The sequence below is a fragment of the Pantoea sp. SGAir0175 genome (assembly GCF_043547855.1).
Genome location: NZ_CP028081.1, coordinates 2,971,060 through 2,997,504, shown reverse-complemented (window position 1 = coordinate 2,997,504; position 26,445 = coordinate 2,971,060). Strand labels below are relative to the sequence as shown.

Below are 26,445 nucleotides of genomic sequence, written 5' to 3'. Positions count from 1 at the left end.
CAGTATGAAGCGATGCTCAAGCTGGCGCAGGTAATCACTGAACACGCTCGGCAAGGCAGGCGTAACATCCCGGCTTAGCATAATGAATATGGACATAGCTGGCTGTGGGATCGTCAAAGAAATGATTCAGCCGACTTTTCGCCGCCGCACCGTCACAAATATCCGCCTCCAGCATGAAATGCTTTTCATCTAAGGCCCTCATTGAAAGGAGCCTGACAGCGAGTGATTTTGGGATTTCATTGATATATATCCCCTGATGAGTACAGCCTTCCCGGAGATAAATCGCATGTGTGCCGTGATAGGGGGTATCAGCAGGCTGATAGGTATGATTAATCAGTATCGCTGTCTCACCGACGGGCATATCATTTAATGAAATTCTGTCGGGATAGCCGGGAAAACTGTCGACGTCTCTTCTTAGCGCACCGTGTTTTTTTAAGTAATGTTCTTTCTACCAAAGAGATGAAGGAAGGGGGTTGCATCAAGCCCTGAAATTCTAAATTGCATGTTTGCCTCCTGTGATAGTCAGCAGACGATAGCGTCATCTTGTTGAGCCTTGCTCGCTGTTTTCGGTCAGGGAAATGACTGCTGCAATATGGGCATTAGTCATTCCGCTTTGTGCCGGAACTGCTTTTATAAGATCATCGCTGTGACGTTAGGGGGATATTAAGCTTTTCCCTTTCCAAAATTTCGGTTGTTCCCTCATGGCGGACATTATCTTGTGTACTGTCGATTTACTATGTGCCAAAGGCGGAGGTCTATTTGGTTCAATAATTCACTCCATGGAGCCCGCTATGGACAAAATGTCAGTGCAGGATGTTAAGCTCTCTTTAAAAAAATGATACTTTCAGAAGGTTACTGCTGATGCATTATTTTGTCACTTAAGGATAAGTTAATGTTGAAAGACCATCCTTCAGGGGTGTCTTTCTCCCTGGGGTGAGTATGAAATTTAAATTGGTAGACGTAATTCCGTATAGCTACGCTCCCTTTTTTCGCGGTCTACATATTGCTGTGGCGGTACTTATTTTATCTCAGATTATAAATTCCAATTTTATTGAGGCTGAGCTGCTTACCGATAGCAGTGTTGAGGGCGTGATAACCTGGATTCACGTAGTTTCTGGTTTTCTGCTGATTTTCCTTGGCCTGATGCTACTGGCATGGATGCTGTCACAAAGAGGCTTCCGCTGGTATTACGCGTGGATGATGTTGGATTTCAGTGGTATCAGACGCGATATCAAACTGATCAGTCAGCGCAAACTGCCCGGGGCTGCGCAGGGAGGTATTGCTGCCGCCGTACAGGGACTTGGCGTTCTTGCACTGCTTCTCGTTGCCTCATCAGGAGGAGTCTGGTTTCTTGCAGAGACACTGTTGAAAAATGCATCTGATGCAGCAGAATATTATCTCCGTCTGCACAAATTTCTGACAACGTTCATCGAGATTTATTTTTACGCGCACGGCCTGATGGGGTTATTACATATGCTTCTGGTAAGAAAGACCCCGGCATCCGGGACTGAAAAAACCTGATCCTGCGCATCCCCTGGATAGGGTAATGACCGGAGTAATACTATGGTGTCTGGAGAATCGCACAAAATTTCACGTTCAGGCAGGCTGCGTGCAGCGGTAATGGGGGCCAATGATGGCATTGTTTCTACCGCCAGCCTGCTGACCGGTGTAGTTGCTGCAGGCAGCTCGCCGCAGAGCATTCTTCTGGCTGGTGTAGCCGGGCTGGTCGCAGGATCGATGTCCATGGCAACCGGTGAGTATGTCTCGGTTTCTTCACAGGTAGACACGGAGCGCGTCGCTATTGCAGAGGAACAGGCCGAGCTGGAGGGTGATTACCAGGCTGAAAAACACGAGCTGGCTGCCATTTACGTGCATCGTGGACTCAGTAAGGAGTTGGCGTTGGAGGTTGCCAGCGCGTTGATGAAACACGACGCCCTTGATGCACATATCCGTGATGAGCTCGGCATATCCGATACCCTCAGTGCACGGCCACTTCAGGCTGCGCTGTTCTCCGCAGGCAGTTTTACCGCGGGTGCGCTGATTCCTTTGATTGTGGCAATGACGTATTCAGGTATAGCCGTTATTGTCTTAGCAGCTCTCCTGGCGCTTGTATTTCTGGGGGCTTTAGCTGCGATCGTGGGCGGCGCACCGGTGATGCGCAGTATCATTCGCATCAGTTTCTGGAGTAGCCTGGCGATGGGTTTATCAGGAATAACAGGTGTGATGTTTGGGCATTTTGCAGGGTAAGTGAGGCGAGAGATCGCTAGTCCCCTCGATACTGAAATCTGAGGGGTATTAATCGACTATTCCGTCGACATCAATCCGGGCGGGGCCAAAGTGACGGCGAATGGAAAAATCAATGACTTAAGTTCCAGTTGAGCATTAGCAAAATGAGAGGCAATGCCGCTGTCTGGGGTTTTGCACTTTTCGGGTAAAACCTCATTCAGAAAAAAATCATCCCCTGAGCAGCCAGCCAGCCAGATGATGGCTGAGCGTGCTGACGTGAGCGAAGTATCAAACATTCCCCGACGCCATAAAAAACGAAATCTTTGACAGAATGGCCTTTATCCTTAAAGTGAGAATTGATGATATAAACAACAGCTCACAGATTTATACCTGGCCGAAGAGCAGGGCTATCCTCAAACGAGGGGGCTGGATTAAGCTTCAGGACGCGGTTGGTCACTGTGACCACTCGTAATAAAATCAGTGAGTTATTCATTAAATATCTGGCTTCCAGCTCTCCTAAGGCAGACAAAGTGACGGTCGCGAACAAATTAAAGGCTTAGGCTTTGTTGGAGTGTTCGCTCTTTCTGAGAAGTCATTGCAACAACCTGAAGGTTTTGCACTGTTTCGGCAAAACCCTTTCGGGCCTGACTTTCATTTTCTTAACCGACCAATAGCTTGTTGATGATCAATCACTGTGGCCAGCAGGACGTGGAAAATTGAGCGGGTCCTCCCGGCAGGGTACCCTGTCCACGAGGCGGCGGCCCCGCGGAAAACGGCTGATTTTTGCATTTTCATGGCGACGGCGGCAGGTCTCTTAACCCAATGAAAATAAAGCATAATTTTCGTGATCACCTGTACAATTTTTTTGTGGGGGTGTCATTAGACCAGTTTTTAAGTTACTGAAATTAATTAATAAAAATGGTTTTCACCTGCCAGGTTGAGCTGCCTACATCGGATGTGCGTAAAATCGGCAACATTTGTCACCAGGGGATCCCATCCTGGTTTATGCAAACACCACACCTGTGTACCCGCTGGCAAAAGGAACCTAAATTCGTTTGTGGTGAAATGCAGCCTGAAGAGCGTCAAAAGGCCGGGCTACTTTATTAAGCAAATCATTTTCGAACCAGGTTTATACATACAGGAAGGTTGTTTACGAACGCTAAAATTCAGCTCGTTATTCCATTATAAATAGTGGGCATATCTGAGACATTGGTCAGTTGGGGGTATTTATGGGGGTATGAACAAATATCGAATACAGTATATTTCTTAAAAATCATGTGCTTGTTGTATTCGTTCGAATCCTGTAGGGCGTGCCAAATAAAATCAATCACTTAAAAACCTCCTTCAGCCTTCAAAACTTCAAAATTTCACCGTGGGACAGATTTGGGACACGACTGCCTAAAATCGCGTCAATTTGCCTCGCATGCCTGTCAGATGATTCGGTGCCAGGTGAGCATACCTGCGAACCATTTCGATGCTTTCCCATGCGCTCATTTCTGTGCTGAGGCTACAGCACGGCGTGACGCGACAAAACGCCAGCTCATTGTGGCCTATGCGCCCTGATGAAATACTCCCGCTGACAGTCAACACGCGATGCCTTTTCAGGCCGGAATTATATACGTTAACCTGACCATTCAGGATAGATACGAGGTTTCCTGCCAGGTGAATTTTCTGAATCTCTGTCAGTCAGGCGCGGATGATGATATTCATTGAAAATGTTTGAGAAATAATTATGGCACCTGATTCGGGAGCGCGTCAGGCCATTCCTGCTAAATACTTACGGCCGTTAATATCAACCTGTCACCTTTTAAGTGGGGATAGTAAATAATAATTAACCTTTTATAAAAACTTTGCGGGCTATTTTTCTTTTTCTGGTTTAGTGGCGTTACGGCTGGATGATAACAGGTGTTTAGCGTTGGCAGGATTGCAGGTCAGTTGAAGAAAATTCATTCATTATTTTTTTTCATTAAAATCAATTGGTTGGTTATCGCTCCTGAACGTTGCCAGAATTATTGCGTCAGGAAAAGAAGAGGGTGTCAGCGGTAGCATATCGGTGAAAAATTTCCTGGTGCGGAGGGTTTTAAGCCAGGTATTGATTACCTGCATGCAAGAATTGTTTCTCTCAAAAAGCCGGGGGTTAATTTTATATTGAGAGTGTCACTAATATAGCGATATGTAACCCACGTAAATCTGAATAACGGGTCCGAAATAAATTTTAAAATTAACTATTCCGGGTGATGAATCTGCGTCACACAATGCCGATAACACATTCATATCCGACACTCTCATCTACTTACAGCGAGAATTAATATGAAAATATCCACCCGACTTGCAACGGGCTTTGGCCTGCTTGTTGTACTTTTTATTATCTGTACCGGCATTGCGCTCAACGCTCTGAGTAATGCGAGCAAAGGTATGGACGATGCGGTTAACGTCAAAATGAAAAAGTATCAGCTGGTGCTGGATATGCGTGGCAGCATCAGGGATATGGGCATTGCGGTTCGTAACCTGGCGCTCTTAACGGATATTGAGGCAATGAAGCCTGAATGGGAGCGCGTACAAAAACAAGAAGCGCAGTATATAGCCAGCCGCAAGGCTTTGGCTGAGGTGATGCAGGAGGATTCAACACCGCAGGGGCGGGAAGTCATGAGCCGCATTACTGAAGCTGAGGAGCCTGCACTTGCCTCGCTGAAGCAGGCTGGCCGGCTCGGTCTTGAAAATCGTGCCGAGGAAGCCACTGCCTATCTGCTGAATGTCACGCGCCCGGTGCAGAGTACCTTGCTCAAAGCGCTTAATGACATGACGCTGGTTCAGATGAAAAATACGCAGTCCGCTGTTGAAACCAACAGTCAGGCGACACGCCGGGCATCGCTGATCCTGATGTTGCTCGCGGCCGCATCAGCACTGCTGGCAGTGGGAACGTGCGTTATGACCATTCGCGTACTGATGCGTCAGCTGGGCGGCGAGCCTGTACAGGCGCAGACACTTGCGGCGACCATTGCTTCTGGCGACCTGACGACGCCTGTAACGCTGCGAAACAATGACAGTACCAGCCTGATGGCTTCTCTGGATGGCATGCAGGCAAACCTGCGTGGTCTGGTATCAAAGATAAAAGACTCTGCTGCTTCTGTGGCGCTGGCAGCGGATGAGATATCACAGGGCAATACAGAATTGTCATCCCGCACCGAGGAGCAGGCTGCAGCGCTGCAGGAAACTGCGGCCAGTATGGAGCAGCTAACCGCCACCGTGAAAAGTAATACGGCCGGCGCGCAGCAGACCGCTGGGTCTGCCCGGGATGCGGCAACGCTGGCACGCGCAGGTGAGGCCGACGTACAGCGTATGTCTGAAACCATGAATGAGATCTCATTGAGCGCCACAAAGGTACGGGACATCACCTCCGTGATCGAAAGCATTGCCTTCCAGACCAACATTCTGGCGCTCAACGCAGCCGTGGAAGCCGCCCGGGCAGGTGAAGAAGGACGCGGTTTTGCCGTGGTTGCCGGTGAAGTCAGAACGCTTGCACAGCGCAGTGCAAATGCTGCTCGCGACATCAAACAGCTGATTGAACAGGCCGTTGAGCAGGTCGAAAGCGGCGTTGAGGTGGCAGCAGGTACAGGGCAGAGCATATTGAAGATTGTCAGCATGGTGGGCGAACTGGCAGAGGCCATGGATAATATTTCACTGGCTTCTTCAGAACAGATGCAGGGCATTTCTCAGGTTAGCATTGCGGTAAGTCAGATGGATGGTGTCACGCAGAATAACGCTGCGCTGGTTGAAGAGTCCTCTTCGGCGTCTCAGTCTCTCTCTGAGCAGGCGCACGCTCTGCGGGGGATGGTGGACACATTTCGTGTCTGACGTAAAAGGGCTCAGCGTTCCTGAGTAGAAATCAGACTTAGGACGCCCAATAAATCACGTGCATGTTGGGGATTGAGTCGGGTGGGGCGGAAAGATGTTTGCTGAATTTATTCTGCAGCCGTCCCGACCTTTCAACAGAAACCTACCCCGCCATGTCAGGCTGGCCAAAACACGCTGGCCTTATTTTGCAACCTTTGAGGGGGTCTGCGAATTGGCTTGAGACGTTACGCTGTTTATTCTCACATCTGTAATGCGGTCGGTTGCTGGGTTGTGAGTATTCGCTGCCAATGCGAAAGCAACCCGATAGCAGGCGCGGTTTCCGCAATCTGTCCGGGATGATATAAATGCATAAATGATCTGCATGGAAGCCATGATGAAAAAAACACTCTCACTTATCGCCGTCATGTTATTAGTCGGCTGCCAGTCCCATACTAAACAAACAGCAAGGCAGTCATTCAGGTTTCCAACCGCTTCCGAGATAAGAAGCGAGTGCGAATCGCAAACCTCCTCGCAAATAGCAAATAAAGATACGCATCTGTGGCTTTGTCAGGCCGTTACCGCAATACAGTATCGGTTTTTTGACGCGAATTTATATCACGGTAAGACCTGTGATTTGGTCATTACGCAGCCCTTAGGTCAGCCACCGACAAACGTCACTGCGCAGGGCGGAGATGCTGATCTGTGCGCCGTCGCTATCGATGCGGTAAAGCAGGCGATAGATGCCAATACCTTTCCCATGCGGCCTGCGTATCTGAAAGAAAAGATACCGGTGCGTTTTGCGCCCTGACTGGCTTTCTCCCGATCAGACCGTTGCTGCATAAGCGTAACCATAGGTAACAAAGTTTGCCGTTTAACCCCTGTATATCACGCCGTCAGTTCTGCCAGGCTATGCTCAGCATTACTGACATAACACGTATCTTTATGGAGATTCAAGGCAATGAAAAAACAGTGGATTGCGGCCCTGGCAGCGGCAGGCCTTCTTTTAGTCGTTAGCGCCCAGGCAGAGGCAAAAGGGTGTCTGAAAGGCGCCGTCGCTGGCGGCGTGGCAGGTCATCTGGTTCATCATGGCGTTGCCGGTGCGGCAGCTGGCTGCGCGGTGGGCCACCACATGGCCGCCAAAAAACAGAAAGAGGCGGAACAAAAGCAACAGTAGACCGCTGGTGGCAATTTATAGATCGGGGTGATTATTTTTGCTGCTGACAGAGCGATATGAGGTTCGGCATTGTGCTATAAGCTCGTTAGAGTGATTTTTACTGCGATTTTCATGCTGAGGCTAAGTGGAATCTGGAGGAAAATATGAAATTCCATATATTATTTCAGCGCAGAGCCAATCCTCAGGTAAATCGGTGCTTGAGGCGCCACACGTAGCTGAACGGAACGGCTGACCTGTTTCTTGATGCTCCCGGATTGCTGCCTGGCAGATTAAAACAGGAGCAGTAAAGACAAAACAATGCATCTCCCATCCTATCAGGGAAGACGCTACTTACCACGATGAAGCCTCAGCATAGGTTTCAGTTAACGCCGTGTAGTGGGCCAGGTTTGAAGCTAGTATTCAGTACCGACAGGTCAACATTTTTGGCAGCCCGGTCTAAATCATAGGCCGCCTGAATGCGCAGCCACATCGCAGGTGTACTGCCGATCACGGCCGATAATTTGATAGCCATCTCTGGTGTTACCGCCGTCGCTCCCGACACCATTCGCGAAGCCGTGGAGGGGGCGATAGCTAAAGCACGTGCCAGCTCTCTGATGCCGATGTCGAGATCTTCCATGATATCGGAAATGATTTCACCCGCATGAGGGGGGTTATGCATAGTCATTAGTGGTAATCCTCATAATTCAGAATGTAGGCGTCACCATCTCTAAATTCAAAGGTGATGCGCCAGTTTCCTGTAACCGTGATAGACCAGATACCCTGTCTGTCACCTTTTAAAGGATGCAACCTGTAGCCACTAAGGTTCATATCCTCAATTTTCTCAGCCAGGTCAATCACTCTCAAACGCGTACGTAGTCGCTTTTCATGGGCTGCGTTGATCTTACGAGTGGTGCCGGTGGTGTAAAACTCTTCAAGCCCCTTATGTAGCCAGGTTTTAATCATCCATGCTTCTCAGTGTTGCTCAATAAGGAACACTATAGCATGTGTTGCGTAGCAAGCAACAGCTGATTCAGTTCTGGACTACAGATAATGAGCATGAATGAAGTGCAATAAGTTTTCGAACGTAATTAGCACAAGTTATCGATATCATTCAATCGTAAAATACTTATCCTCTCCTACTGCATACTGAAAAGAAAAAATATCATTTTTTAATTTATTATTAGTTTGAGTGTCGTTGAACGCCAAAAAATGAACAAGATAGGTACCTGATTGGTTGATTGAATGTACGAAATTTAATGTATACGATTCACCAGCTCCAATATCTATCCAGTTCATTATATAACGTTTAGCCGCTCCTCGATAACGACCATTTATCAGATTTATGGGCTCGTTATAAACAGGTTCCCCCTTGTTAAAGCTTACTGGTACGAGTGTTAACGACTCATTATCTAGCTGAATACGACTCTCTTTATTGCCAGAATTAGTTAGCACTACTTTGATTTTAATAATCTGGTCTTGATTAACATTTTTTTTCTGTCAAAATCTCTACTCTGGCTGCAATATGTGGTAATTGCTGTGTCCTCTGCTCAAGTTCACGAAGTTTATATTCTGCAATTTGACTTTCTTTTCTAACTGAAATCGTTGAGAAAATTGCCCAGGTGCCCACAACCATAGCCACAATGATTGTGACTATGTTAGTCACCAATGGACTATATTTTAACAAGTTGTCAAGTAAAGCAGTGGTTTTGCTCATTTTAAGCCTTTTGATTGCGAGATTAAATATCCTCAATGTAACATGTTTTTAGCTTGGCTTTAAGTGTTTGACTGAGATGCCACGACTTTTAATTAATCAAAAAAAGATATTTCCCTGAAGGGGAGGTGATGAATCATACATCGATTCGTTTTAAACTGATGCTTTAAGAGAATTGATTGGCATGGATTAATGCTAAAGTAAAAATGTATAGATATAAGTGATGTAAAATTTCTTAGCTTTGGGTAAATACCACATGGTGGCGGACCTGAAAAAGACTGTTTATTTGCAATTCTCATGACGTTCAAAAAACGTCATGAAAAAGCATAATCAGACCACTCAATCGCTATGACTTAGCCTGGCCTCCAGTTATCCAACCCCGCAACTCTCCACTCAGAATCCGATATTCACCCGAATCATAATCATCTGATCGCGGGTGCGCTGTGCATCAAGCCCCAGCGTTCCCTGGTAAGCGATTCCGGGCGTGATATTGTGCGGCAGCAGAAAATCAATTGCGGTGCCTGCCGTTAACGTCTGGCGGCTCGGCTCGGTCAGCGGTACTCGCCACGTGTCGTTGCCCGTATCAGCATAACCCACACGAGCGATACCATTGTTGCTGAGTGTCTGCGCATACTCCACACGGCCCTGCAAGCGCAGCGCGATTTGACCGCTCGTTACCCGATGCTCACCGCGCAGCCCGGCGCCACCAATGATCTGAGAATCCGTTTGCGGGGCATAAGCCAGACTATATGCGCCTGCGCCGGACTCACTGTAGCCATCAAGCCATGTGCGGTAATACTGCAGGCGGCCATAAGGTGACAACAGGCTGTCTGTGGTTCGCAGTTCATAGCCTGAGGTCAGCGAGGCGAAAATCTGCCGTCCGGAGCGGCTGCCGCGAGCTTCACTGTAGGTGCCGGTGATGACGCGTTTGCTATCGAAGTCCATCACGCCATGCCCAAGCAGGCCGTCCACGAAGAACGTCCCTGGATGATAGCTGCCATACAGTGCTGTGCTGAATGCGCGCCCGTTGGTCCGCGTGCCGCTGTCGCCAATGTCGCTGACGTCACGGCCAAAACCAATACCTAATCCTGCCGCGACGGCGGAAGTGAAGCGGTAGTCGGCACCGGTAGACACGCCCACGGTGGTATGACTGAAATGCACGCCGCCGGCTTTATCACCACCAAAATCAACATAGCCGCCTGTCCAGTAAGACAGGCGCTGTACCTGCCTGCCGGTGGAGAAGGGCAGCGCGGGGAGAGAGGGCTGCGCCGGACGGTGATCATTGAAGGCTTTCTGCTGCCACGCGGTTGCCCACATTTTCTCGTCAGCATCATGCTCTGCCTGAGCCGATGGCAGCGAAAAGCGGATGCCGTTGATGTCCGAAGGGAGCTCGCCGCCGCTGTGTAACTGTTCCAGCCTGTCGCTGAAGTTTCGTAGCTGCGCGCGAGCGAAACTCTGCGCGGCACGATACTGAGCGCTGACCAGACCAATGACATCTGCGTCCTGCGCAGGATTGGGACGGGCGGTAATAGTCAACGTCACGCTGGCCGGCGGCGTTGTGCCGGCAGGGCCGGTCAGCACATAGCGCAGTGCGACGCTGCCACTGGCCTGTGCGGCTGCGGTGAAAAACAGCTGAAACTCACTTCCCGACGCATGTATTTCCGCTTTGCCGAGACTGCTTTCCGGTTGATCAAGCAACTGCGCGCCGGTAAACGGACCGCCTGTCGCACCGCTGGTCAGGTTCACTATGACCGACTGACCGGCAACAAGCGTGGCGCTGTGGTCAGTGGCCTGAGGCCCGGCAGCTGTTACCGACAGCGTGTAATTAACCCGCAGGGTACTGCCGGCAGCATCGGTAACCTGAACACTGAACTGGCTATTACCGGCTGCCTGTGGCACACCGCTGAGCTGTCCATCAGCGAACGTCATGCCCGCAGGCAGCGTTCCGCCAGACAGCCAGCGATAGGGCGCGGTTCCTCCCGTCACGCTGAAAGTCTGTGCGTACATTTTTCCTGCTTGAGCCGGTGGCAGCTGACCGCCTGCGGGTTGTAGCTGCAGGACTGACTGCGTAGCTGCCGTGACAGCCAGGGTATAACTGGCCGTGCCGCGGTTACCGAGGCTGTCTGCTGCGGTGATCTGAAAGCGATAGTTCCCGGCTGCCTCAGGCGTGCCTGAGAGTTTGCCTGTCGGGCTGTCCAGGTTGATGCCTGCTGGCAGGTTAAGCGCGCTGAAGGAATAGGGGGCCGTCCCGCCTGTTGCGGTCACTGTTGTTGTCCAGTCACTGCCGGCGGTTGCAGGCTGCAGCGTTCCGCCGGGTGGCGAAAGCGTCAGGACGGACTGCGACACGCTGATTAAAACCTGCGCGCTATTGGAAGTTCCGCTACTGTTGCTGGCGGTGTAAGTGAGACTGTCGCTTCCCGAGAATCCTGCAGCAGGTTGGTACGTTATGCTGGTGCCGGTTACGGTAATGCTGCCGTGTGAAGGTGGAGTAATGATGGTGATGGACGTCGCGACGCCGCCGGAAAGGCTGAGAGGCAGCGTATTGTTGCTGCTGTTGGCCGCGACCGTGGCTGCACTGTTGCTGGCTGAGGGGGCCGCAGCGTTGATAGTCAGCGTGTAGCTGGCGGAGCCGCTGGCCCCGTGGGCGTCCGTCGCGATGACCTGGAAGTGATAATTTCCTGCCGCTGCGGGCGCTCCGGACAGCGTACCGGCGGATGCGTTCAGCGACAGGCCAGGCGGCAAAGCGGTGCTGCTCCAGGTATACGGAGCCGTGCCGCCTGAGGCGGTGAGCGTCTGCGACCAGGTGTTGCCGACCGTCGCGGCGGACAGCGCACCCGATGCCGGTGACAGCGCCAGCGCGGGAGCGCTGACAGTCAGCGCTACGGTAGCATCCGCAGAGGTTCCACCCCCATTTGCGGCATGCCAGACAAAGCTGTCGCTGCCGGAATAACCTGCTGCCGGCGTATACATCACGTCAGTACCTGAAACCGTGGCGCTACCGTGCGTCGGAGGCGTTACGAGAGTTACCGACGTCGCCGCCCCACCGCTGAGCGCCAGCGAAATAGTGTTATTGGTGCTGTTGGCCGCAACGGTTGAACTGCTGTTTGCCGACGCTGGCGGCGCTTCTGCACGGGTCACGCTGATGCTGTACCCGCGAGTGGTACCATCCTGCGCGCTCACCACCACGGAAATAGTGTTGCTTCCGACGTTCAGCGCGATGGCCTGCGAGGCCGACCCCGAAGCCACTGATGAGCCATTGACTGTCACCGTGGCATGGCTTTCATTCACCACCGGCGTTACCGTCACCGACGAAACATCGAAGTTAACCGATGCGCTGTAATTGCTGGTGGCGGCGCTGAAAGACGGTGAGAGCGCGCCGGCAGACAATGACAGGCCTGACAACGTGGCATCGCTGGATGACGATGAGGCACTGGTACAGTTAAATACGAGGTTACTGAGCTGTCCATGCGAGGTGGTAATCCGCACGGCCAGCCCGTTGGCCTCCAGACTGCCGGACGGCACGGTGATTGTCACGGTGTGGGAAGAGGTTGTCGTTGAGTTTACGGCGTTGTAAGTCTGAGCATTACTCAGGTCAAAACGGGCTACGCTCAGACTGTCGGCGTTCATGGGAGTGCCGCCCACAGCAGAACCGCTGTCGGTAAAGCTCAGCGTCAACGCGTCGCCAGCGGTAAAGTCCGAGGCAGGATACCTGTTGGCGCTGTAAGACAGAGAGGTGGAACCTGACAGGTCATTGACGGTAGCACAGCCGTTAGATAACGCTGAGGCTGACGGAGTGATACCCCAAAAAAAAGCAGCCGTTATCAGCCAGGCGTAAATACGCCTGGCGGTTAAAGAAGCATTCATGCGCTACCCAGAGATGATTAATATTTTTATGTTTTTTATGTTACCGGGAAGCGACAATGACAAAAGCGTAATTAAGGGAGTAAAAACCGGCTATCACGCGGGTTAGGCAATAATCCGCGAGTGCGTTGCCTGCGTTGTCTGAACTCATGCTGTCAGATCGGCTCAGGCTTTCTCATCGAACCAGTTCTGAAACCCCGCTATTGCATCAGGCATCATGTCGCGCGCGCGTTCCATAATCAGGGTCTCCGCAGAGCGCAGTCCGTTCTGCGGGTGCGAGGCCTCGCACAGTGCCAGAGCCAGGTCTGAAGCATCAAGCATCGCCAGGTTGACTCCGACGCCAACCGGCGGCATCAGGTGAGCTGCATCGCCAATCAGGGTGATGCCCGGCCGTGGTGCCCAGCCAAAATCGGCGGGCAGGCTGTAAATCGGGCGTCTGACATAGTCACCGGTGGCGTTCACCACCAATTGCAGGGAAGCGGCCCAGTCGCGGTAGCTGTCGCGCACCCAGGCGGTGAGGCCGGAGGAAGCTATGTGTTGATCGATGGCATCAGGGGCGCGCTTCATCGCTGCATAGACGCAAATCCTCCCGCCGCCGTTGCGTTGCGTGACCAGCGCCTGCGCACCGCCAAAGCTGAACGCGGTCCCGTTGCCGGCAATGCTGTTGATTTGGTCGGACGGGTGATCTATCCAGCCTTCGAAAAAGGTAATGCCGGTATAAACCGGACGTACCGGCGTCAGGTAACTGCGGACCCGCGACCAGGCACCGTCAGCACCAATCACGATATCGGCTTCGTAGCGCCTGCCGTTTCTGAATACCAGCCCGTGCGCTTTTTGCTGGCCATAGTCAACGTAATGCAGTTTGTGATCCCACTGCAGGGTCTGCGGTAACAGGGCGCTCAGCAGCAGGTTTTTCAACTCACCGCGATCGATCTCCGGTTTATCCATTTCACCTTCCGGCGTGAATATGTCGACCTCAATGTCTCCGGTAAGGTAATTCAGCATCCGGCTTTCCTGATCCTCATGCCTGGCGATACTGATGAACTGCTCCAGCAGGCCCGCTCTGCGCAGTGCCGCCTGGCCGCTGTCAGCATGCAAATCAAGCGAACCGCCCTGACTCCGTGCAGCATCCGCCGGCTCATCCTCAAACACCGTTACGTTAAAACCGTGGCGCTGAAGAATCACGGCCGCCGTGAGGCCTGCCGGGCCGCCGCCCACGATAGCGATAGTCAGTTTGTCCGACATGTCTGTTCTTCCCCGATGTAAAGTGGATACTGTATAATCACAAAGTTGACATATCAACTACGTGACGGGATAAATAATGGGCAGCACAGAGATTTCAAACGCAGAGTGGCAGGCATGGCGCGGATATCGCCGGCTTGCTGAAGTCATCACCGGACGCATTGTCAGAGAGATCAATGAGGCGACCGGGTTGTCCGGTCCGGATTTCATGATCCTGATGGAAATCAACCGCAGTCCGCAGGGCGTACTGCTGCAGCGTGAGCTGCTGGAATACCTTGAATGGGACAAGTCGCGGCTATCGCACCAGCTTTCACGTATGGCCGCCCGGGATCTGGTACAGCGCAGCCGCGCGACTCGCGCAGGGATTTCAGTCCGCATGACAGAGGCCGGGAGCCAGCTGCTTGCTACAGCGCGGCCGATACATGCCGCGGGCGTGCGGCGAAATTTCCTCGATTTGCTGACGCCGGAAGACATCGAAGGACTGATCGCCATCACCGGGCGGTTACGGCAGTCAGCCAGCGGTTTTATCGAATAATTCCCGGCCGGTCAGGTTCAGACACTCCTTCTGCAACCAGCACAATCACGGAAGCCATTGACGGGATCATGTGAAAGACTAATTAAAACAGGGGGTTGTATTTTTCGCGCTGTCAGGCTGTTGACAGCCTCTTCGTGCTGGCCCTAAATTGAGCAGTCGCTCTAATTTTGAGCCTGGTCCTGCCGTTGATGGTGAAAACAATGTTACTGAGAGCCACCTCCCGTTTCTGGCGTTATTTGATGAAGAACCTTCTGACGTATGCTGCCATTCTGCTTGCCGGCGGGTTAGCCACCGCGAATATGGCCAGTGCTGCCGTCACCCATGTCGCTATCTATCGCGGCGGTGCAGGCTGTCCGGGCTGCTCCGAAATGGTCCGTAAATCGCTGGAACAGAGCGGTCTGCCGCTGGACATCGCGTATGTCGGAGAGCAGGAAAAAATAAAGGTCACGGAGGATAATCTCGCCACTTTTGATGTGTACATCCAGCCCGGAGGCGGGCAGGACATCCCCGGCGCCTTTGCTGCGCTGGGCGACGAAGGGGCTGAGGCCATACGTAAATTTGTCCGCAATGGAAAAAGCTTTCTCGGATTGTGCATGGGCGCGTATCTGGCCGATGAAAACTGGCTGGGGCTGATCCCCTCATCGCTGGACTCGGAAGTCATGCGCAAGGGGACTAACATACCCGACGAGGGCGATTACGTTGTCGATGTTGTCTGGCAGGGTAAAACCGAAAAATTTTATTATCAGGATGGTCCTTACCTGAATGCCGAAGACGCGCACGGCTTTGTCGCTCTGGCGCGCTATGCCAACGGTGATATCGCGCTGGCGAAATATACTTACGGTAAAGGCACGGTGCTCCTGAGCGGACCGCATCCGGAAGCGGATGAAAGCTGGATGGCGCCGGAGAAAAACAATCCGGCCTAAACCTCAGCCGGCAGCAAGATGGCCAGGCTGTTTAATGATTTAAAGCCAGGGAGGTAAGCGGCTATGTGGAAAAATCCCTGCTAGCGACAAAGTTTCTGCAAGGCGGCCATTATCTCAAGAAAAAAATGTGTCCGCTTATCCGCAGAGTAGTTAAGAATAAGCGCGCTTGAGTAACCGTCAATCAGGGCGTGAAGATTACGCGCCACCTCGTCTTTACCTGCTTCGCTGAGGTGGCCAAATGCCTGGCCGGATAAGCCCTGACGGATGATCGCTGTCCACGTCTGCGTGCTGGAGAGCAGCAGCTGCTCATATTGCGTATCCCTTGCCGCCAGCGGCCACAACTCGAGGTAGATCAACCAGTGAGAAGCCGGCCCGTCTGGCAGGAGATAATCCACCAGCGCACGAAAAAAGGCGTCATGCTGTGAATCATCCCTCTTTTCACTCTCTACAGAGAAAGCGGCAACGTCCTCATCCAGCATGAAAGCAATCGAGTCCAGCCTCAGCGCATCCCAGTTTTTGAAATAGTGGTAGATATGGCTGCGGGATATGCCCAGCGTATTGGTCAGATCGCGGGTTGAAACATTGTTGAAGCCGCGCTCCCGAAACAGCTGCAGCGCCGCGAGAATGATATTTTTCTTAACCGTTTCTTTTTTCACGTTCAACCTTAAAAGACACCGTTGTCCTGAATGTTAATGCAGCAACCTGTCGCCGGACCTACCTTTCTGCGTTACGCCTTAGCGTGTTTCTCATTAACCAGCCAGCGTACCTTAGCAGAAAATTCTCCCCCTGTCGGGGGCGGGATTGCAGCAGGCCAGCCAGGGTTTGAGCGCAATGCGAGAGCGCGGCTGCGGCGCAAACATGCGCTGTGCAGTCAGGGCGGTGCGGGATTTTTATTCAGTCGCCATCCGGCAAAAATCGTGACCAGCCTCACACTTTCTCGTTTCTGACTATACTCAAACCTCCTTTTTATCCCGTCATTGACCAGGTCTTGAATCACCCATGGACGATAGCAAGCAAAATCCTTCGCAGTCTCAATCCGATGATAGCGGCAGCCTGACATTTACTGTTCAGCAGCGCCTGTTTTTTGTGGTGTTAGTCGCCACGATGGGCGCGCTGGCGTTTGGCTACGACACCGGCATTATTTCCGGCGCGCTGCCCTACATGACGCTGCCCGCCGCGCAGGGCGGTCTCGATCTCACGCCATTTACCGAAGGGCTGGTGACCTCTGCGCTCACCTTTGGCTCCGCGCTCGGCGCGTTCATCAGCGGTTATGTCTCGGACCGCTTTGGTCGCCGTATCACGTTACGCAGCCTTGCCCTGTTGTTCATTGCCGGGGCGTTAGGCACCACGGTTGCGCCGAATCTGGAAATCATGGTGGTGATGCGCTTTATTCTGGGTTTCGCGGTGGGCGGCGGATCGTCAACGGTTCCGGTCTTTATCGCTGAAATTGCCGGTCCAAAGCGCCGGGCACCGCTGGTCAGCCGCAACGAACTGATGATTGTGTCAGGGCAACTGCTGGCTTATGTCGTCAGCGCCGCCATGAGTTTGTTACTGCACGATCCGGGCATGTGGCGCTATATGCTGTCGCTGGCGATGATCCCCGGCATTCTGCTGTTTATTGGCACCTTTTTTGTCCCGGCTTCACCGCACTGGATGGTGGCGGAAGGACGCTTTAATGAGGCGCTGCGTATCCTGCGCAAACTGCGGGAAAATCCGCGCGAGATTAAAAAAGAGATGGCAGAGATGCGGCAGAATGCCCGCGAAGCCCGTCAGGGGCCACCTGCGCGCGAATTGTTAAAAGAGAAATGGATTGTGCGTCTGCTGCTGCTGGGCTGCGGCATGGGCATCGTCGCGCAGTTTACCGGCGTCAACGCCTTCATGTATTACACGCCAGTCATTCTGAAAAGTACCGGGCTGGGCACCAGTGCTTCGATTGCGGCCACTATCGGCAACGGGGTGGTATCGGTACTGGCCACCTTTGCCGGTATTAAAGCCATCAGTCATTTCGGCCGGCGCCCGATGCTGATGACCGGGCTGTCGGTGGTGATTGCGATGCAGCTGGCGCTGGGCGCGGTGCTGGTTCTCATGCCACAAAGCCTGACGCAAAGCCTGCTGGCGCTGGCGTGTATTCTGGTGTTTCTGTTCTTTATGCAGATGTGCATTTCCCCGGTTTACTGGCTGCTGATGTCGGAGTTGTTTCCGATGAAAGTTCGCGGGGTATTAACCGGTTCAGCGGTAGCATTTCAGTGGATATGCAACGCCGTGGTGGCGCTGGCGTTTCCGCCTTTGCTGTCGCTGGTGGGTAATAAGGCGTTCTTTATCTTTGCCGCAATCAATGTGGCTTCTCTGGTGTTTATTGCCGTGATGTTACCGGAAACCCGGGGGAAATCACTGGAAGAAATTGAATCCCACATGCGCGAGCATTTTGGTGAACCTGCGGATCAAGCCGCGTCATCAGGCTGAATCGTCGTCATGCTGCGGCAGGTTGCGTCAGCGCCTGCCGACAAAAACCTTTGTCGCGACACCCGCCGCGGCATTTTTTCATGCTCGCTAAAATAAATCCTGTTACAGGCTTCATTTCAGAACTTGCCTGCACCGGTTCGCTCAATAGGGTCTACAGTGTGACGTGAGGTTCTCATCAACGTGAAATGGAGGAAGTAAATTTGTCTATTCAACACGACGGGAAAGGGCACGTCATTATTGGCGAAGCGGCACTAAGCCTGGCTTTGGGCAAAAAGAAGATCAGCGTTAATACGCTTATCGACGAGCTCAGACACATGAAACGCGCTGGCGGCAGCGACACACGTTTGTCCGCGATTTCAGAGGCGATCGGCTGGCTCAGAAGCTTTGATGAGCCTGAGCAGGCCGCGATCCATGTGCCGTACCTGCAGACGCTTGCAGGCCTGAACGACGAGAAGAACTGACGCCATAAGACGTAGTCCGGCTCTGGCCGGAAGACGACAACGTAGATGACCTCATCGGACGCGCGTTAGCGTGTACCGGCCGGAGAAAACTGTCAGGGATGACGTCTTCACCACCATCAAACCTCGTATAAACGATTTTCGGCAACGCGGCATGTGACAATGGATGCGGGCTTTAGCGACGGATGTGCAACGCGCAGAAGGTGAGCGGATGAATCAAACGATCAGCGACCAAACAGCATCGCCAGCAGGGACCGTGCCTGTTCCGCTTCGACGTCATCGTCCGTGTCATTGATGTGCCCGATAAGCTTGAGGCAGATCGCGGTGCGCGTCAGCCGACGTTCCTGACGCAAAATTTCAACGGTGATGCGTCCCAGTAGCGCAATCTGGCGGGGATCGGTGACCTGACTGAAGTAACCGGCTAGTCCGGTATTGTGACAAGGCGGCAGCCCGTTGTTTCTCATTTGTCCACCTGCAGCTCACGATCATCTTGTAGGGCGCAAAGTAACCGATACGATATCGTCTGTACAGCAACAATCCTCTCTCCGTGTCAGGAAATCAGCGGGTTGTTCAGACCTATACCGTTTTTCCTGCCGCTGAACCCATCCATCATGCCGGTTATTTCAGCACGTAAACCCCTGAGATTAAGGTGTTAGCATTTTTTGCACAAGAACGTAGCTAATAAAGAAACAGTATTGCTGTACAAGTTTTATTTCTTTGTATAAGTTTACGCACAGAGAAAAGCGGCGGTATTTTAACCATTTGAGGGGATCATCATGCGTCAGAATGTTGCAAAATTTCCAGATAGCGCCAGTGAGATTGCCCGCTATTTCAGCAGAGCGACAGCACCTACCCAGCAGGAAACGCTGGGGCAGATTGTCGTTGAGATCCTGCGCGCAGGAAAAAACCTCAACCGTAAGGCGATCTGCACCAAACTGCTGAGACGCCTTGAGGTCGCGGCAAATTATGAAGAAGAGCGTCATTACCAGACGCTGATTGGCATGCTGTTTGAACGCTGATACGTAAAGGGATAATCGGTGGTACCTGCAGCATGCGCTTTATGATCCGGGAAGGGTCAGCCACTTGTCCGAAAGGGCACAGTCCCGCAGGGGGTGGGCATGCAGAGAAGTCAAATTGAACGTTTAACCGAAATCGTTCTGGGCGAGGCGGTGGTCAGGCTGCTCGATAATAATGAACGAATCAATGTGGCGACCGTTTCAGCCCGGCTCCGGTCAATGGCCGCAGAGGAATTTAATCCCGACCGTCTGGAGGCGATCAGGATCGCCATCAGGGAACTGCAGATGCAGTCAGCAGCCCGGGAAAATCGTGAAAAGCCGATGGCTGCTCTGGGCGGGATGTCACAACCCAGGGCTGGTAAAAAGCATTAATGACAGGGACGATACGATCTCGTGATTAACCGGAGTGTGGCAGGACGCCCGGCATAACACGGCCATCTCAGGATGGCCGATTTTTTTGGCGACCACCGGGCTGTCAGCAGCGCCCGGTTTACGGATAACTACACATGCAAACCAACGAACACGCATTCAGCGCTGAAGCGGCCCTTATTCACCATTTTCGCAGCGGCGGTGAGCGCTATGCAGCCGAAGCCGCGGCACTGGATGCCGTGATTCGCGACATCGTCATCCATGGCCAAAAAGTGACGAGCAAAACCATCATCCTGTATCTCATCGCAGAGCTTGAGATGACCACCGATATTGTCAAACTGGATGTACTGCGCAACGTGCTTGAAATCGTGGTCGGCAGAACGCCGGATGATGAAGGGTTCTGAAAAGGTTAGTAAGCCGGAGCAGTAGATTAAGCTTAGTGCATCTGCTTCACAAGCATACTGATGGCGTTTAAACAGGCCTGCCGCTGTTTATCTTCGCTTGCCGTTTCGCCAAGATGATGCAGGGCATGGGTGATATCCTGAAGTGTCAGGTGCTGGTCCGGCTTAAGAAGGCGTGCCACAACCGTTCCAATAACGGCGTAGATATCTTCGGCGGTGGTGTCATCGCTCAAATGACCTCCATCCGTTGGTGGATAAGCATACAGTATAGCAGAAACCACAGCGTCAGGCGCGGCAGATTGTCAGGCAGCGATCAGTGCAGCTTGCCGGAAAAAGAAAAATGCCCGGCAGTGAACGTCTCTTTCTTCACCGCGCTCATCTCCATTTCCCGTCTGACGTCCTCAATGACACGCAGCACAGCACGAATTCGGTCACTGTCTGTTTCGCGGTCAAGCATCGCCTGCAGCCTGTCGTTGAGGGCCGCCCAGCTTATGGCGACGTTATCATCGAGTAACGCCGTTACGGCTTCTCCGATGATGATATCCGCCATTTTATCGTCAAAATTGTTTTTCATCAGTCTGTCCGGCTGCGGTTAGGGCAACGAGCTTACCACAGGAATCTCACCCGGACACATTGAGCACATCAAACTCCGCTAAAAGATGCCGGACGCGGGTTATCGGCGCAATGATCAGCATATTGCGTTGCCGGCGTTGCAAAGAGGATGACATTTGCGTTCGCACCGGCCATCACGGCGCTACTTTCTGACGGGTTCCGCGGCTTCAGCGCGCCCGCTGACCTCTGAAGCCGCCTGATCCAGACGATAAAGTAAGGTGTCGCCGCGTTCGCAGTAACGCGCCGGCCAGATCATCGCCCCGTTACCGTCCTCCACGTACTTCACACCCAGTCCCTCCACCACAGCCCATGGCTGCGCCAGCGCACTGCGGTACCGAAGTAACTCGCGCGCCATGGATACCGCCTCCGGTTCGTTCTCCTCCGGATGGCTGGATATAAACTGCAGTCGGGCATCGCTCAGCATTGTCTTCTCCTGTGAGCCTGACGTTTTATCTCTTCAGAGGTTCTGCGTCGTCAGGCTTAACCGCTTTCAGATCGCCTCGCGGCTCTCAGGCCATGCCACGGCACCGCCCTCAGGCGTAAACAGGCTGCCCTGGAAATCGATGATCCCGGCCGCCTCCAGCCACATCCACTCTTCGGGACGCTCAATGCCGGCCGCAATGACGTTGATTTCCAGCGCCGAACAACAGCGGATGACCGCCTGCATCACCGCCTGCTTCGGGCCGCTACGGTGAATATCACGAACAATATTCGCGCCGATACGTACCCGGTCAGGCTGGACGTGCGCCAGTAAAGAGAGACCGGCCGAGCCGTCGCCGAAGTTATCAATGGAAAGGCTGATGCCAGCCTCTTTCAGCTGTCTGACCGCCGTGGAAAAGTCTTCGAGCCGGGAGATGACTTCCGTTTCGCTCACGCCAAGAATGATTTGCTGCGGCACCAGCTCCGCCTGCGCGATGGCGCTGACCAGCTGACTTACCGCATTGGGAAGACAAACCAGCGTCATCGGCAGGATACTGATATACAGCGTCATGCCATCGGGACAGGCCTGGCCGGCTTTATGCAGTGCGTCTGTCACCACGTTGAGGTCATGAGTGTAACGCTCATGTTCCCCGAGTCCGGCGGGTTGCGCGTGCGGAATTGCCTCAATGGCCGTCACTTCACGGCCAAGGGGATCAACCACTGGGCGGAAAGTGACGCCACTGGCCGGCGCGGGAGATTGCCCTTCCGCGGGGATGAACTCCCAGCAATCAGCCGGCGGCACTTCAAAGTAGTTCTCTTTTTCACGCGCTTCGACAAAGGTTCTGAGGAACTGTAGCCCGCGATCGTCATAGGTCAGCTGATATTTCGACGTGCCGCGATCAAGCACCGCCTGCAGCACACTGCCGCTGTGGTGATTACGCAAATCGAACAGCTCCATGCCGGCATTACCGAAACGCCGCGAAGGCGAGTAGTCGCGCATCAGCTCGACTACATTGTGATGACGCCGGTCGGCACAGATGCGGGCGTAGATTGCCAGAACGCCTTGCTCCGGCCCTTCCAGGATTTGAAAAAAGTGCGTGCCGTTAAACAGCAGGATGCCGGTAACATGATGCTCTGCATTGAGCAGACTCGCTTTTGCCACCACCTCCGGCAGGATATTGACGGGAACATCTTCAGAGATGTGGCTGCGATAAATTATTGTTGTAAGCATTATACGCTCCAGATTGTCGCGATTGTCCTCTGACACCTTAGCAGCATGGGTTTAATTGTGAAACGTCCGGGCTGAGTGCTGACTGAGCCCGGTAAAAGGGTGAAGGCAGGAGGGAAAGGTCAGTAAAGGCGCAGACAGCGTTGCGTGCGAGACAGCCTGGCGGCTGCGCTGAAAAGACAAGCGGCGCTTAAAGCGCCGCTTCGGATGAGCCTGCCTATGAGTGATAGTAGCCCGACAGCAGGTTTTTAACTGTTGTAGCGCTGCTTATCGTTACTCGCGGGTTTTACCCTCTTCGATAAACTCTTCGTCGATCTCTTCGACGTTTTCCCGGTTGTCGCGGCCGGAGAGCAGATTCCAGCAGGCGATGAACAGTGCAGCGATCAAGGGACCAATCACGAAGCCGTTGATGCCGTACACTTCCATGCCGCCCAGCGTGGCAATCAGGATCAGGTAATCCGGCATTTTGGTATCTTTGCCGACCAGCAGCGGGCGCAGGATGTTATCCACCAGCCCGACCACGATGACGAAGAAGCCCACCAGGAACAGGCCTTTCCACAGCGCACCGGTGGCGAAGAAGAAGATGGCCGCTGGCACCCAGACGATGGCCGAGCCGACCGCCGGAATCAGCGACAGGAACGCCATCAGCGCGCCCCACAGCAGGCTGCCGTCGATGTCGGTGATCCAGAAGGCAAATCCACCAAGCACCCCCTGAACCACGGCTACCACCACGGTGCCTTTGACCGTCGCGCGCGATACGGCGGCAAATTTCATCAGCAGATGGTGCTTAACATAGGTGGAGAGCGGCAGCGCTTCGAGAATCAGCCCGACCAGCCAGGCGCCGTCTTTCAACAGGAAAAACAGCAGATAAAGCATCACGCCAAAGCCCACGGTGAAGGTGAAGGTCCCTTTACCGATCAGGAACACGCTGCCCGCCATATATTGTCCGCCCTTCAGCGCAAAGCCGGAGAGTTTTTGCTGAATCTGTGCGGCATTGTTCAGATCGTGATCCGCCAGCCAGGTTTGTGCCCACTCCGGCAGATGCTGCAGCAGCGAGGCAAACACCGTCGGAAACTGCGCGGAATTGGTTTGCAGCTTGGTGTACACCGTATTGATCTCAACCACCAGCGACGAGGTGATGATCGCCAGCGGCGTGAACACGATCAGGCAGATAATCAGTAAGGTCACAAAAGAGGCCAGCCCGTTGCGGTCGCCCATTTTGCGCCGCAGCAGTGACTTCAGTGGCGCAAAGATCACCGCCAGAATCGCCGCCCACAAAATGGCGGAGAAATAGGGCGCCAGCACATCAAAAAAGGCGATCGTGACAATCGCCAGAATCACTATAAAGAAACCGATATTTAACCCTTTAACACGCATGCAAAAGCCTCGCAGATAAACGTAGCGAATGAACTATAGAACGGCTTTTGCGGAATGTAATGTTTTTAGCGCGCAAGGCAAGGCGTGCAGGATGAAAAGCTGTCCCGATCTGTCCGCGCGATGTCCGCTCACAGGCTGGCGCGCCGGGGCGGCGGCGGCGATGATAGCCCTGAACCCTGACAGGAGAGTGCCATGCTGGAATTACGTCCTAACTGTGAATGCTGCGATAAAGATCTGCCGCCGGCCTCGCCTGATGCGCGCATCTGCTCGTTTGAGTGCACGTTTTGCGTTGACTGTGCGGAAGGCGTGCTGGCGCAGCGTTGCCCGAACTGCGCGGGTGAGCTGGTACGGCGACCAATACGTCCGGCGCAGGCGCTGCTGCGCCATCCGGCTGCAACTCAGCGATATCCTGTTTCTGCGCCACCCCGCTAAATTCGCCAGTGCAATTGGATTAACAGCCGGCGCATAATTATTGTGCGCCCGCTTGCTGGTTATTTAACCTTACGCTTCAGCGCAGTGAAAAATTAGCGTTATATTAATCACGCACATCGATTAATTGCCAGGACAGCAATAGGGCTCTCGTGATCAATGAAATGTGCCGGCCAGATAGTTTGCCGGTCGGCTTAAATAGCGGCATAACTAAAAAATAGTATGGATTGATTTTTATCTTTTAAATTCAATTTATTATGATTTTGTGGTGATGTTTTATACGGGCTGACTATATTTCCTGGCGACAGCTGGTCAGAGCACGGACCTTATTTCCTTTCACGTTATGTACCTTTGGCGGTTATTTTCTCTGCCATGAACATTTTTACGGTTTTTTCTGAAAATAGAAGTTTTCTGAAAGTATTTTGCCCTGATGAATGTTATTCTTTCCGGGCAATGCTAGTGATGTGGCGTTGTGTGCTTCAGTTTTACCCTCTTTTTAGCAGGGTTTCCCCGCTTTATGCTTTTTATGGAAATAGCATTGTCCGCCCGATCCCCGCGATCGGGTTTTCTTTATTCCCGCTGAATTAACTGCTTATTTCCCTGCCAGCCTTATCGTGCCACGCCACCATAAATTCTCCACAATCGTTAAGAAAGCGCTAACCTGGCGTAATGTATTGTAAGTCTACGATTTTTAAGACTTTTGGAAATGCTGTTTTAGCTTTGTTTAGGCAATAGTAAGCCTCAACGGCGTGCAGACTGCCGTTATCCCTGGAGGTAACACCATGAAAAAAACAACACTTACGATTATTGCGTCATTTATTGCATGCAGCACACTGTTTTCCAGTGTCTCCTGGGCCGACGGTCCCGGTGACCCTCGCTGGGACCCGCACGGCGGCGACCGCCATCAGGATCGCGGCCCGGGTCCCGATCATCATGACCGTCGTGATTTTGGCCACGACCGTGGACCGCGCCCGGATCGTCACGATCACTATGCCGATCATCGTATGCCGGGGGGACATCGCGGCGGCGATCGCTTTGCCTGGCGCGGTCATGATTTTCGCCGTGGTTATCCGGCACCGCCGGAGTTCCGTGGTCCACACTATCGCGTCGACGACTGGCGGGCTCGCGGTCTGTATGAGCCGCCGCGCGGCGAGCACTGGGCCTTTATCGACGGAAATTATGTGTTAGTGGCGGCCGCGACCGGCATTATCACCGCCATTTTGCTGAATAACGCATTTAACTAATCCTGCCGCACGGATGGCGACGGCCATCCGTGTTTCTCTCCGCTTTCACCGCTCACCAGGTTATTCTCTGGACAACCCGTTTTTCCTTTCAACGCGTTAAGGAGTCATGATGACCATGGTAAAAATGGTGGCGGTGGATATGGACGGCACCTTTCTCGACGATAAAAAACAGTACAACCGGGCACGTTTTCAGGCCTGCTATGAGGAGATGAAGCGGCGCGGCATCAAATTTGTGGTCGCCAGCGGTAATCAGTATTACCAGCTCAAATCCTTCTTTCCCGACATCGCCAGTGAGATCGCCTTTGTCGCCGAAAATGGCGCGTGGATCCTCGATAGGGATGAGGAGCTGTTCTGCGGCGCGTTCTCGCGCGAGGATGTTAATGCCGTGCTCGATACCCTGCAGCGCGGTAACTATCCCAACCTGAAATACATCCTCTGCGGCCGTAACAGCGCTTATCACTTCAACACCATGGATGAGCAGTGGCTGGTCAAAATGCGTCACTACTGCCATCGCCTCAAGGCGATCGATAGCCTCGCGGACGTGGGCGATGACCGGCTGTTCAAGTTTGCGCTGAATCTGTCCGATGATTATGTCGATATTCTGATGGCTGATATTGAGCGTCTGCATCAGGGCGCGGCGGCGGCGACTTCCAGCGGGCACGGCTCGGTGGATTTGATTGTGCCCGGCTTGCACAAAGCCAACGGTCTGCGCCTGCTGCAGCAGCGCTGGGACATCAGCAACGATGAGGTGCTGGCGTTTGGCGACGGCGGCAACGATCTGGAGATGCTGGTGCAGTCGCGCTTCAGCTTTGCCATGCAGAATGCGCCGCAGCGGGTCAAAGACGCTGCGCGCTACGGCGCACCGTCCAATAACCAGGAAGGCGTGCTGCAGGTGATTGAGCAGATGCTGGCGGGGGAAGGGCCGTTTGCTGGCTGAATAAGC

The 26,445-nt window shown here is 53.1% G+C and carries 29 protein-coding genes and 1 pseudogene; 15 read left to right on the top strand and 15 right to left on the bottom strand.

Going from position 1 to position 26,445, the window contains the following annotated elements; all coding sequences use genetic code 11:
- Positions 1-34: 34 nt before the first annotated feature.
- Positions 35-361, bottom strand: a complete 327-nt coding sequence (locus C1N56_RS14065) for a DUF1203 domain-containing protein (protein ID WP_338119616.1) — start codon at positions 359-361, stop codon at positions 35-37.
- A 578-nt stretch (positions 362-939) separates the two neighbouring features.
- Between C1N56_RS14065 and C1N56_RS14060 the strand changes: the two genes are divergently transcribed.
- Entirely contained in the window at positions 940-1,521 is a 582-nt protein-coding gene (locus C1N56_RS14060; protein WP_159378390.1) for a cytochrome b/b6 domain-containing protein, read from the top strand.
- A 42-nt stretch (positions 1,522-1,563) separates the two neighbouring features.
- Positions 1,564-2,247, top strand: a complete 684-nt coding sequence (locus C1N56_RS14055; protein WP_152391267.1) for a VIT1/CCC1 transporter family protein — start codon at positions 1,564-1,566, stop codon at positions 2,245-2,247.
- Positions 2,248-2,303: 56 nt separating this feature from the next.
- Here the strand turns inward: C1N56_RS14055 and C1N56_RS14050 are convergent, their stop codons facing one another.
- Together C1N56_RS14050 and C1N56_RS14045 are read right to left on the bottom strand one after the other, a co-directional pair.
- Complete coding sequence (locus C1N56_RS14050; protein WP_152391266.1) at positions 2,304-2,522, bottom strand: hypothetical protein; 219 nt, start codon at positions 2,520-2,522, stop codon at positions 2,304-2,306.
- A gap of 1,055 nt (positions 2,523-3,577) precedes the next feature.
- Positions 3,578-3,735: pseudogene (locus C1N56_RS14045) on the bottom strand (integrase); the annotation flags it as partial.
- Between the two features lie 801 nt (positions 3,736-4,536).
- Between C1N56_RS14045 and C1N56_RS14040 the strand changes: the two are divergent.
- From C1N56_RS14040 to C1N56_RS14030, 3 genes are all read left to right on the top strand, one after another.
- On the top strand, positions 4,537-6,081 hold the full coding sequence (locus C1N56_RS14040; protein WP_058769414.1) for a methyl-accepting chemotaxis protein: 1,545 nt from the start codon (positions 4,537-4,539) through the stop codon (positions 6,079-6,081).
- A gap of 361 nt (positions 6,082-6,442) precedes the next feature.
- Positions 6,443-6,868 (top strand): cell envelope integrity TolA C-terminal domain-containing protein, encoded by a 426-nt coding sequence (locus C1N56_RS14035; protein WP_233209851.1) that lies wholly within the window; start codon positions 6,443-6,445, stop codon positions 6,866-6,868.
- 150 nt (positions 6,869-7,018) lie between these two features.
- Entirely contained in the window at positions 7,019-7,234 is a 216-nt protein-coding gene (locus C1N56_RS14030) for a hypothetical protein (protein WP_021508621.1), read from the top strand.
- 358 nt (positions 7,235-7,592) lie between these two features.
- Here C1N56_RS14030 and C1N56_RS14025 read toward each other — a convergent pair whose 3' ends face one another.
- The 5 genes from C1N56_RS14025 to C1N56_RS14005 all read right to left on the bottom strand — a co-directional run bounded on the left by C1N56_RS14025 (position 7,593) and on the right by C1N56_RS14005 (position 14,030).
- Positions 7,593-7,898 (bottom strand): HigA family addiction module antitoxin, encoded by a 306-nt coding sequence (locus tag C1N56_RS14025; RefSeq protein WP_211726323.1) that lies wholly within the window; start codon positions 7,896-7,898, stop codon positions 7,593-7,595.
- Entirely contained in the window at positions 7,898-8,176 is a 279-nt protein-coding gene (locus C1N56_RS14020) for a type II toxin-antitoxin system RelE/ParE family toxin (protein WP_211726322.1), read from the bottom strand. Before C1N56_RS14020 ends, C1N56_RS14025 begins: the two co-directional genes overlap by 1 nt.
- Positions 8,177-8,693: 517 nt before the next feature.
- A complete protein-coding gene (locus C1N56_RS14015; protein WP_394516777.1) occupies positions 8,694-8,927 on the bottom strand; it encodes a hypothetical protein in 234 nt (77 codons plus the stop codon).
- 390 nt (positions 8,928-9,317) lie between these two features.
- Entirely contained in the window at positions 9,318-12,551 is a 3,234-nt protein-coding gene (locus tag C1N56_RS14010) for an autotransporter domain-containing protein (protein ID WP_394516776.1), read from the bottom strand.
- 399 nt (positions 12,552-12,950) lie between these two features.
- A complete protein-coding gene (locus C1N56_RS14005; protein ID WP_394516775.1) occupies positions 12,951-14,030 on the bottom strand; it encodes an FAD-dependent oxidoreductase in 1,080 nt (359 codons plus the stop codon).
- A 76-nt stretch (positions 14,031-14,106) separates the two neighbouring features.
- Here C1N56_RS14005 and C1N56_RS14000 point away from each other — a divergent pair, with 76 nt between their 5' ends.
- Positions 14,107-14,562 carry a MarR family winged helix-turn-helix transcriptional regulator gene (locus C1N56_RS14000; protein ID WP_394516774.1) on the top strand — a complete coding sequence of 152 codons (456 nt, stop codon included), beginning with the start codon at positions 14,107-14,109 and terminating at the stop codon, positions 14,560-14,562.
- Between the two features lie 167 nt (positions 14,563-14,729).
- Positions 14,730-15,485, top strand: coding sequence for a BPL-N domain-containing protein (locus tag C1N56_RS13995; RefSeq protein WP_394516773.1), 756 nt, complete (start codon positions 14,730-14,732; stop codon positions 15,483-15,485).
- 80 nt (positions 15,486-15,565) lie between these two features.
- On the opposite strand, the gene C1N56_RS13990 is transcribed toward C1N56_RS13995, so the two are convergent.
- A complete protein-coding gene (locus tag C1N56_RS13990) occupies positions 15,566-16,141 on the bottom strand; it encodes a TetR/AcrR family transcriptional regulator (protein WP_058781239.1) in 576 nt (191 codons plus the stop codon).
- Between the two features lie 343 nt (positions 16,142-16,484).
- Between C1N56_RS13990 and C1N56_RS13985 the strand changes: the two genes are divergently transcribed.
- Complete coding sequence (locus C1N56_RS13985) at positions 16,485-17,948, top strand: sugar porter family MFS transporter (RefSeq protein WP_081316057.1); 1,464 nt, start codon at positions 16,485-16,487, stop codon at positions 17,946-17,948.
- Positions 17,949-18,148: 200 nt separating this feature from the next.
- A complete protein-coding gene (locus C1N56_RS13980) occupies positions 18,149-18,409 on the top strand; it encodes a hypothetical protein (protein WP_031279895.1) in 261 nt (86 codons plus the stop codon).
- Positions 18,410-18,630: 221 nt separating this feature from the next.
- Here C1N56_RS13980 and C1N56_RS13975 read toward each other — a convergent pair whose 3' ends face one another.
- On the bottom strand, positions 18,631-18,870 hold the full coding sequence (locus C1N56_RS13975) for a biofilm development regulator YmgB/AriR family protein (RefSeq protein WP_021508614.1): 240 nt from the start codon (positions 18,868-18,870) through the stop codon (positions 18,631-18,633).
- A gap of 312 nt (positions 18,871-19,182) precedes the next feature.
- On the opposite strand from C1N56_RS13975, the gene ycgZ reads away from it, so the two are divergent.
- The 3 genes from ycgZ to C1N56_RS13960 all read left to right on the top strand — a co-directional run bounded on the left by ycgZ (position 19,183) and on the right by C1N56_RS13960 (position 20,195).
- Entirely contained in the window at positions 19,183-19,425 is a 243-nt protein-coding gene (ycgZ, locus tag C1N56_RS13970) for a regulatory protein YcgZ (protein WP_021508613.1), read from the top strand.
- A 99-nt stretch (positions 19,426-19,524) separates the two neighbouring features.
- On the top strand, positions 19,525-19,794 hold the full coding sequence (locus C1N56_RS13965) for a hypothetical protein (RefSeq protein WP_058775261.1): 270 nt from the start codon (positions 19,525-19,527) through the stop codon (positions 19,792-19,794).
- 134 nt (positions 19,795-19,928) lie between these two features.
- Entirely contained in the window at positions 19,929-20,195 is a 267-nt protein-coding gene (locus C1N56_RS13960; protein WP_104189066.1) for a biofilm development regulator YmgB/AriR family protein, read from the top strand.
- 32 nt (positions 20,196-20,227) lie between these two features.
- Here C1N56_RS13960 and C1N56_RS13955 read toward each other — a convergent pair whose 3' ends face one another.
- From C1N56_RS13955 to C1N56_RS13935, 5 genes are all read right to left on the bottom strand, one after another.
- The gene (locus C1N56_RS13955) at positions 20,228-20,425 is read right to left on the bottom strand and encodes a hypothetical protein (RefSeq protein ID WP_058769419.1); all 198 of its coding nucleotides are present in this window, start codon (positions 20,423-20,425) and stop codon (positions 20,228-20,230) included.
- 80 nt (positions 20,426-20,505) lie between these two features.
- Positions 20,506-20,766 carry a hypothetical protein gene (locus C1N56_RS13950; protein ID WP_058769420.1) on the bottom strand — a complete coding sequence of 87 codons (261 nt, stop codon included), beginning with the start codon at positions 20,764-20,766 and terminating at the stop codon, positions 20,506-20,508.
- A 180-nt stretch (positions 20,767-20,946) separates the two neighbouring features.
- Complete coding sequence (locus C1N56_RS13945) at positions 20,947-21,228, bottom strand: hypothetical protein (RefSeq protein ID WP_021508608.1); 282 nt, start codon at positions 21,226-21,228, stop codon at positions 20,947-20,949.
- Between the two features lie 66 nt (positions 21,229-21,294).
- Complete coding sequence (locus C1N56_RS13940; protein ID WP_394516772.1) at positions 21,295-22,455, bottom strand: diguanylate phosphodiesterase; 1,161 nt, start codon at positions 22,453-22,455, stop codon at positions 21,295-21,297.
- A gap of 270 nt (positions 22,456-22,725) precedes the next feature.
- Positions 22,726-23,829: an AI-2E family transporter gene (locus C1N56_RS13935; protein WP_058769423.1), complete on the bottom strand. Its 1,104-nt coding sequence runs from the start codon at positions 23,827-23,829 to the stop codon at positions 22,726-22,728.
- Between the two features lie 192 nt (positions 23,830-24,021).
- Here C1N56_RS13935 and C1N56_RS13930 point away from each other — a divergent pair, with 192 nt between their 5' ends.
- The 3 genes from C1N56_RS13930 (at position 24,022) to C1N56_RS13920 (ending at position 26,439) form a co-directional block, all read left to right on the top strand.
- Positions 24,022-24,261, top strand: a complete 240-nt coding sequence (locus C1N56_RS13930; RefSeq protein WP_010615634.1) for a DUF1272 domain-containing protein — start codon at positions 24,022-24,024, stop codon at positions 24,259-24,261.
- A gap of 779 nt (positions 24,262-25,040) precedes the next feature.
- Positions 25,041-25,502, top strand: coding sequence for an RcnB family protein (locus tag C1N56_RS13925; RefSeq protein ID WP_211726317.1), 462 nt, complete (start codon positions 25,041-25,043; stop codon positions 25,500-25,502).
- Between the two features lie 109 nt (positions 25,503-25,611).
- Positions 25,612-26,439 (top strand): Cof-type HAD-IIB family hydrolase, encoded by an 828-nt coding sequence (locus C1N56_RS13920; protein WP_211726401.1) that lies wholly within the window; start codon positions 25,612-25,614, stop codon positions 26,437-26,439.
- Positions 26,440-26,445 lie beyond the last annotated feature (6 nt).

Excerpts from the sequence above, each read along its gene's own strand:
- C1N56_RS14065 (WP_338119616.1), bottom strand. The coding sequence starts at position 361 with ATGCCCGTCGGTGAGACAGCGATACTGATTAATCATACCTATCAGCCT.
- C1N56_RS14060 (WP_159378390.1), top strand. The coding sequence starts at position 940 with ATGAAATTTAAATTGGTAGACGTAATTCCGTATAGCTACGCTCCCTTT.
- C1N56_RS14055 (WP_152391267.1), top strand. The coding sequence starts at position 1,564 with ATGGTGTCTGGAGAATCGCACAAAATTTCACGTTCAGGCAGGCTGCGT.
- C1N56_RS14050 (WP_152391266.1), bottom strand. The coding sequence starts at position 2,522 with ATGTTTGATACTTCGCTCACGTCAGCACGCTCAGCCATCATCTGGCTG.
- C1N56_RS14040 (WP_058769414.1), top strand. The coding sequence starts at position 4,537 with ATGAAAATATCCACCCGACTTGCAACGGGCTTTGGCCTGCTTGTTGTA.
- C1N56_RS14035 (WP_233209851.1), top strand. The coding sequence starts at position 6,443 with ATGGAAGCCATGATGAAAAAAACACTCTCACTTATCGCCGTCATGTTA.
- C1N56_RS14030 (WP_021508621.1), top strand. The coding sequence starts at position 7,019 with ATGAAAAAACAGTGGATTGCGGCCCTGGCAGCGGCAGGCCTTCTTTTA.
- C1N56_RS14025 (WP_211726323.1), bottom strand. The coding sequence starts at position 7,898 with ATGACTATGCATAACCCCCCTCATGCGGGTGAAATCATTTCCGATATC.
- C1N56_RS14020 (WP_211726322.1), bottom strand. The coding sequence starts at position 8,176 with ATGATTAAAACCTGGCTACATAAGGGGCTTGAAGAGTTTTACACCACC.
- C1N56_RS14015 (WP_394516777.1), bottom strand. The coding sequence starts at position 8,927 with ATGAGCAAAACCACTGCTTTACTTGACAACTTGTTAAAATATAGTCCA.
- C1N56_RS14010 (WP_394516776.1), bottom strand. The coding sequence starts at position 12,551 with ATGAACGCCGACAGTCTGAGCGTAGCCCGTTTTGACCTGAGTAATGCT.
- C1N56_RS14005 (WP_394516775.1), bottom strand. The coding sequence starts at position 14,030 with ATGTCGGACAAACTGACTATCGCTATCGTGGGCGGCGGCCCGGCAGGC.
- C1N56_RS14000 (WP_394516774.1), top strand. The coding sequence starts at position 14,107 with ATGGGCAGCACAGAGATTTCAAACGCAGAGTGGCAGGCATGGCGCGGA.
- C1N56_RS13985 (WP_081316057.1), top strand. The coding sequence starts at position 16,485 with ATGGACGATAGCAAGCAAAATCCTTCGCAGTCTCAATCCGATGATAGC.
- C1N56_RS13975 (WP_021508614.1), bottom strand. The coding sequence starts at position 18,870 with ATGAGAAACAACGGGCTGCCGCCTTGTCACAATACCGGACTAGCCGGT.
- ycgZ (WP_021508613.1), top strand. The coding sequence starts at position 19,183 with ATGCGTCAGAATGTTGCAAAATTTCCAGATAGCGCCAGTGAGATTGCC.
- C1N56_RS13965 (WP_058775261.1), top strand. The coding sequence starts at position 19,525 with ATGCAGAGAAGTCAAATTGAACGTTTAACCGAAATCGTTCTGGGCGAG.
- C1N56_RS13960 (WP_104189066.1), top strand. The coding sequence starts at position 19,929 with ATGCAAACCAACGAACACGCATTCAGCGCTGAAGCGGCCCTTATTCAC.
- C1N56_RS13950 (WP_058769420.1), bottom strand. The coding sequence starts at position 20,766 with ATGAAAAACAATTTTGACGATAAAATGGCGGATATCATCATCGGAGAA.
- C1N56_RS13945 (WP_021508608.1), bottom strand. The coding sequence starts at position 21,228 with ATGCTGAGCGATGCCCGACTGCAGTTTATATCCAGCCATCCGGAGGAG.
- C1N56_RS13940 (WP_394516772.1), bottom strand. The coding sequence starts at position 22,455 with ATGCTTACAACAATAATTTATCGCAGCCACATCTCTGAAGATGTTCCC.
- C1N56_RS13935 (WP_058769423.1), bottom strand. The coding sequence starts at position 23,829 with ATGCGTGTTAAAGGGTTAAATATCGGTTTCTTTATAGTGATTCTGGCG.
- C1N56_RS13930 (WP_010615634.1), top strand. The coding sequence starts at position 24,022 with ATGCTGGAATTACGTCCTAACTGTGAATGCTGCGATAAAGATCTGCCG.
- C1N56_RS13925 (WP_211726317.1), top strand. The coding sequence starts at position 25,041 with ATGAAAAAAACAACACTTACGATTATTGCGTCATTTATTGCATGCAGC.
- C1N56_RS13920 (WP_211726401.1), top strand. The coding sequence starts at position 25,612 with ATGACCATGGTAAAAATGGTGGCGGTGGATATGGACGGCACCTTTCTC.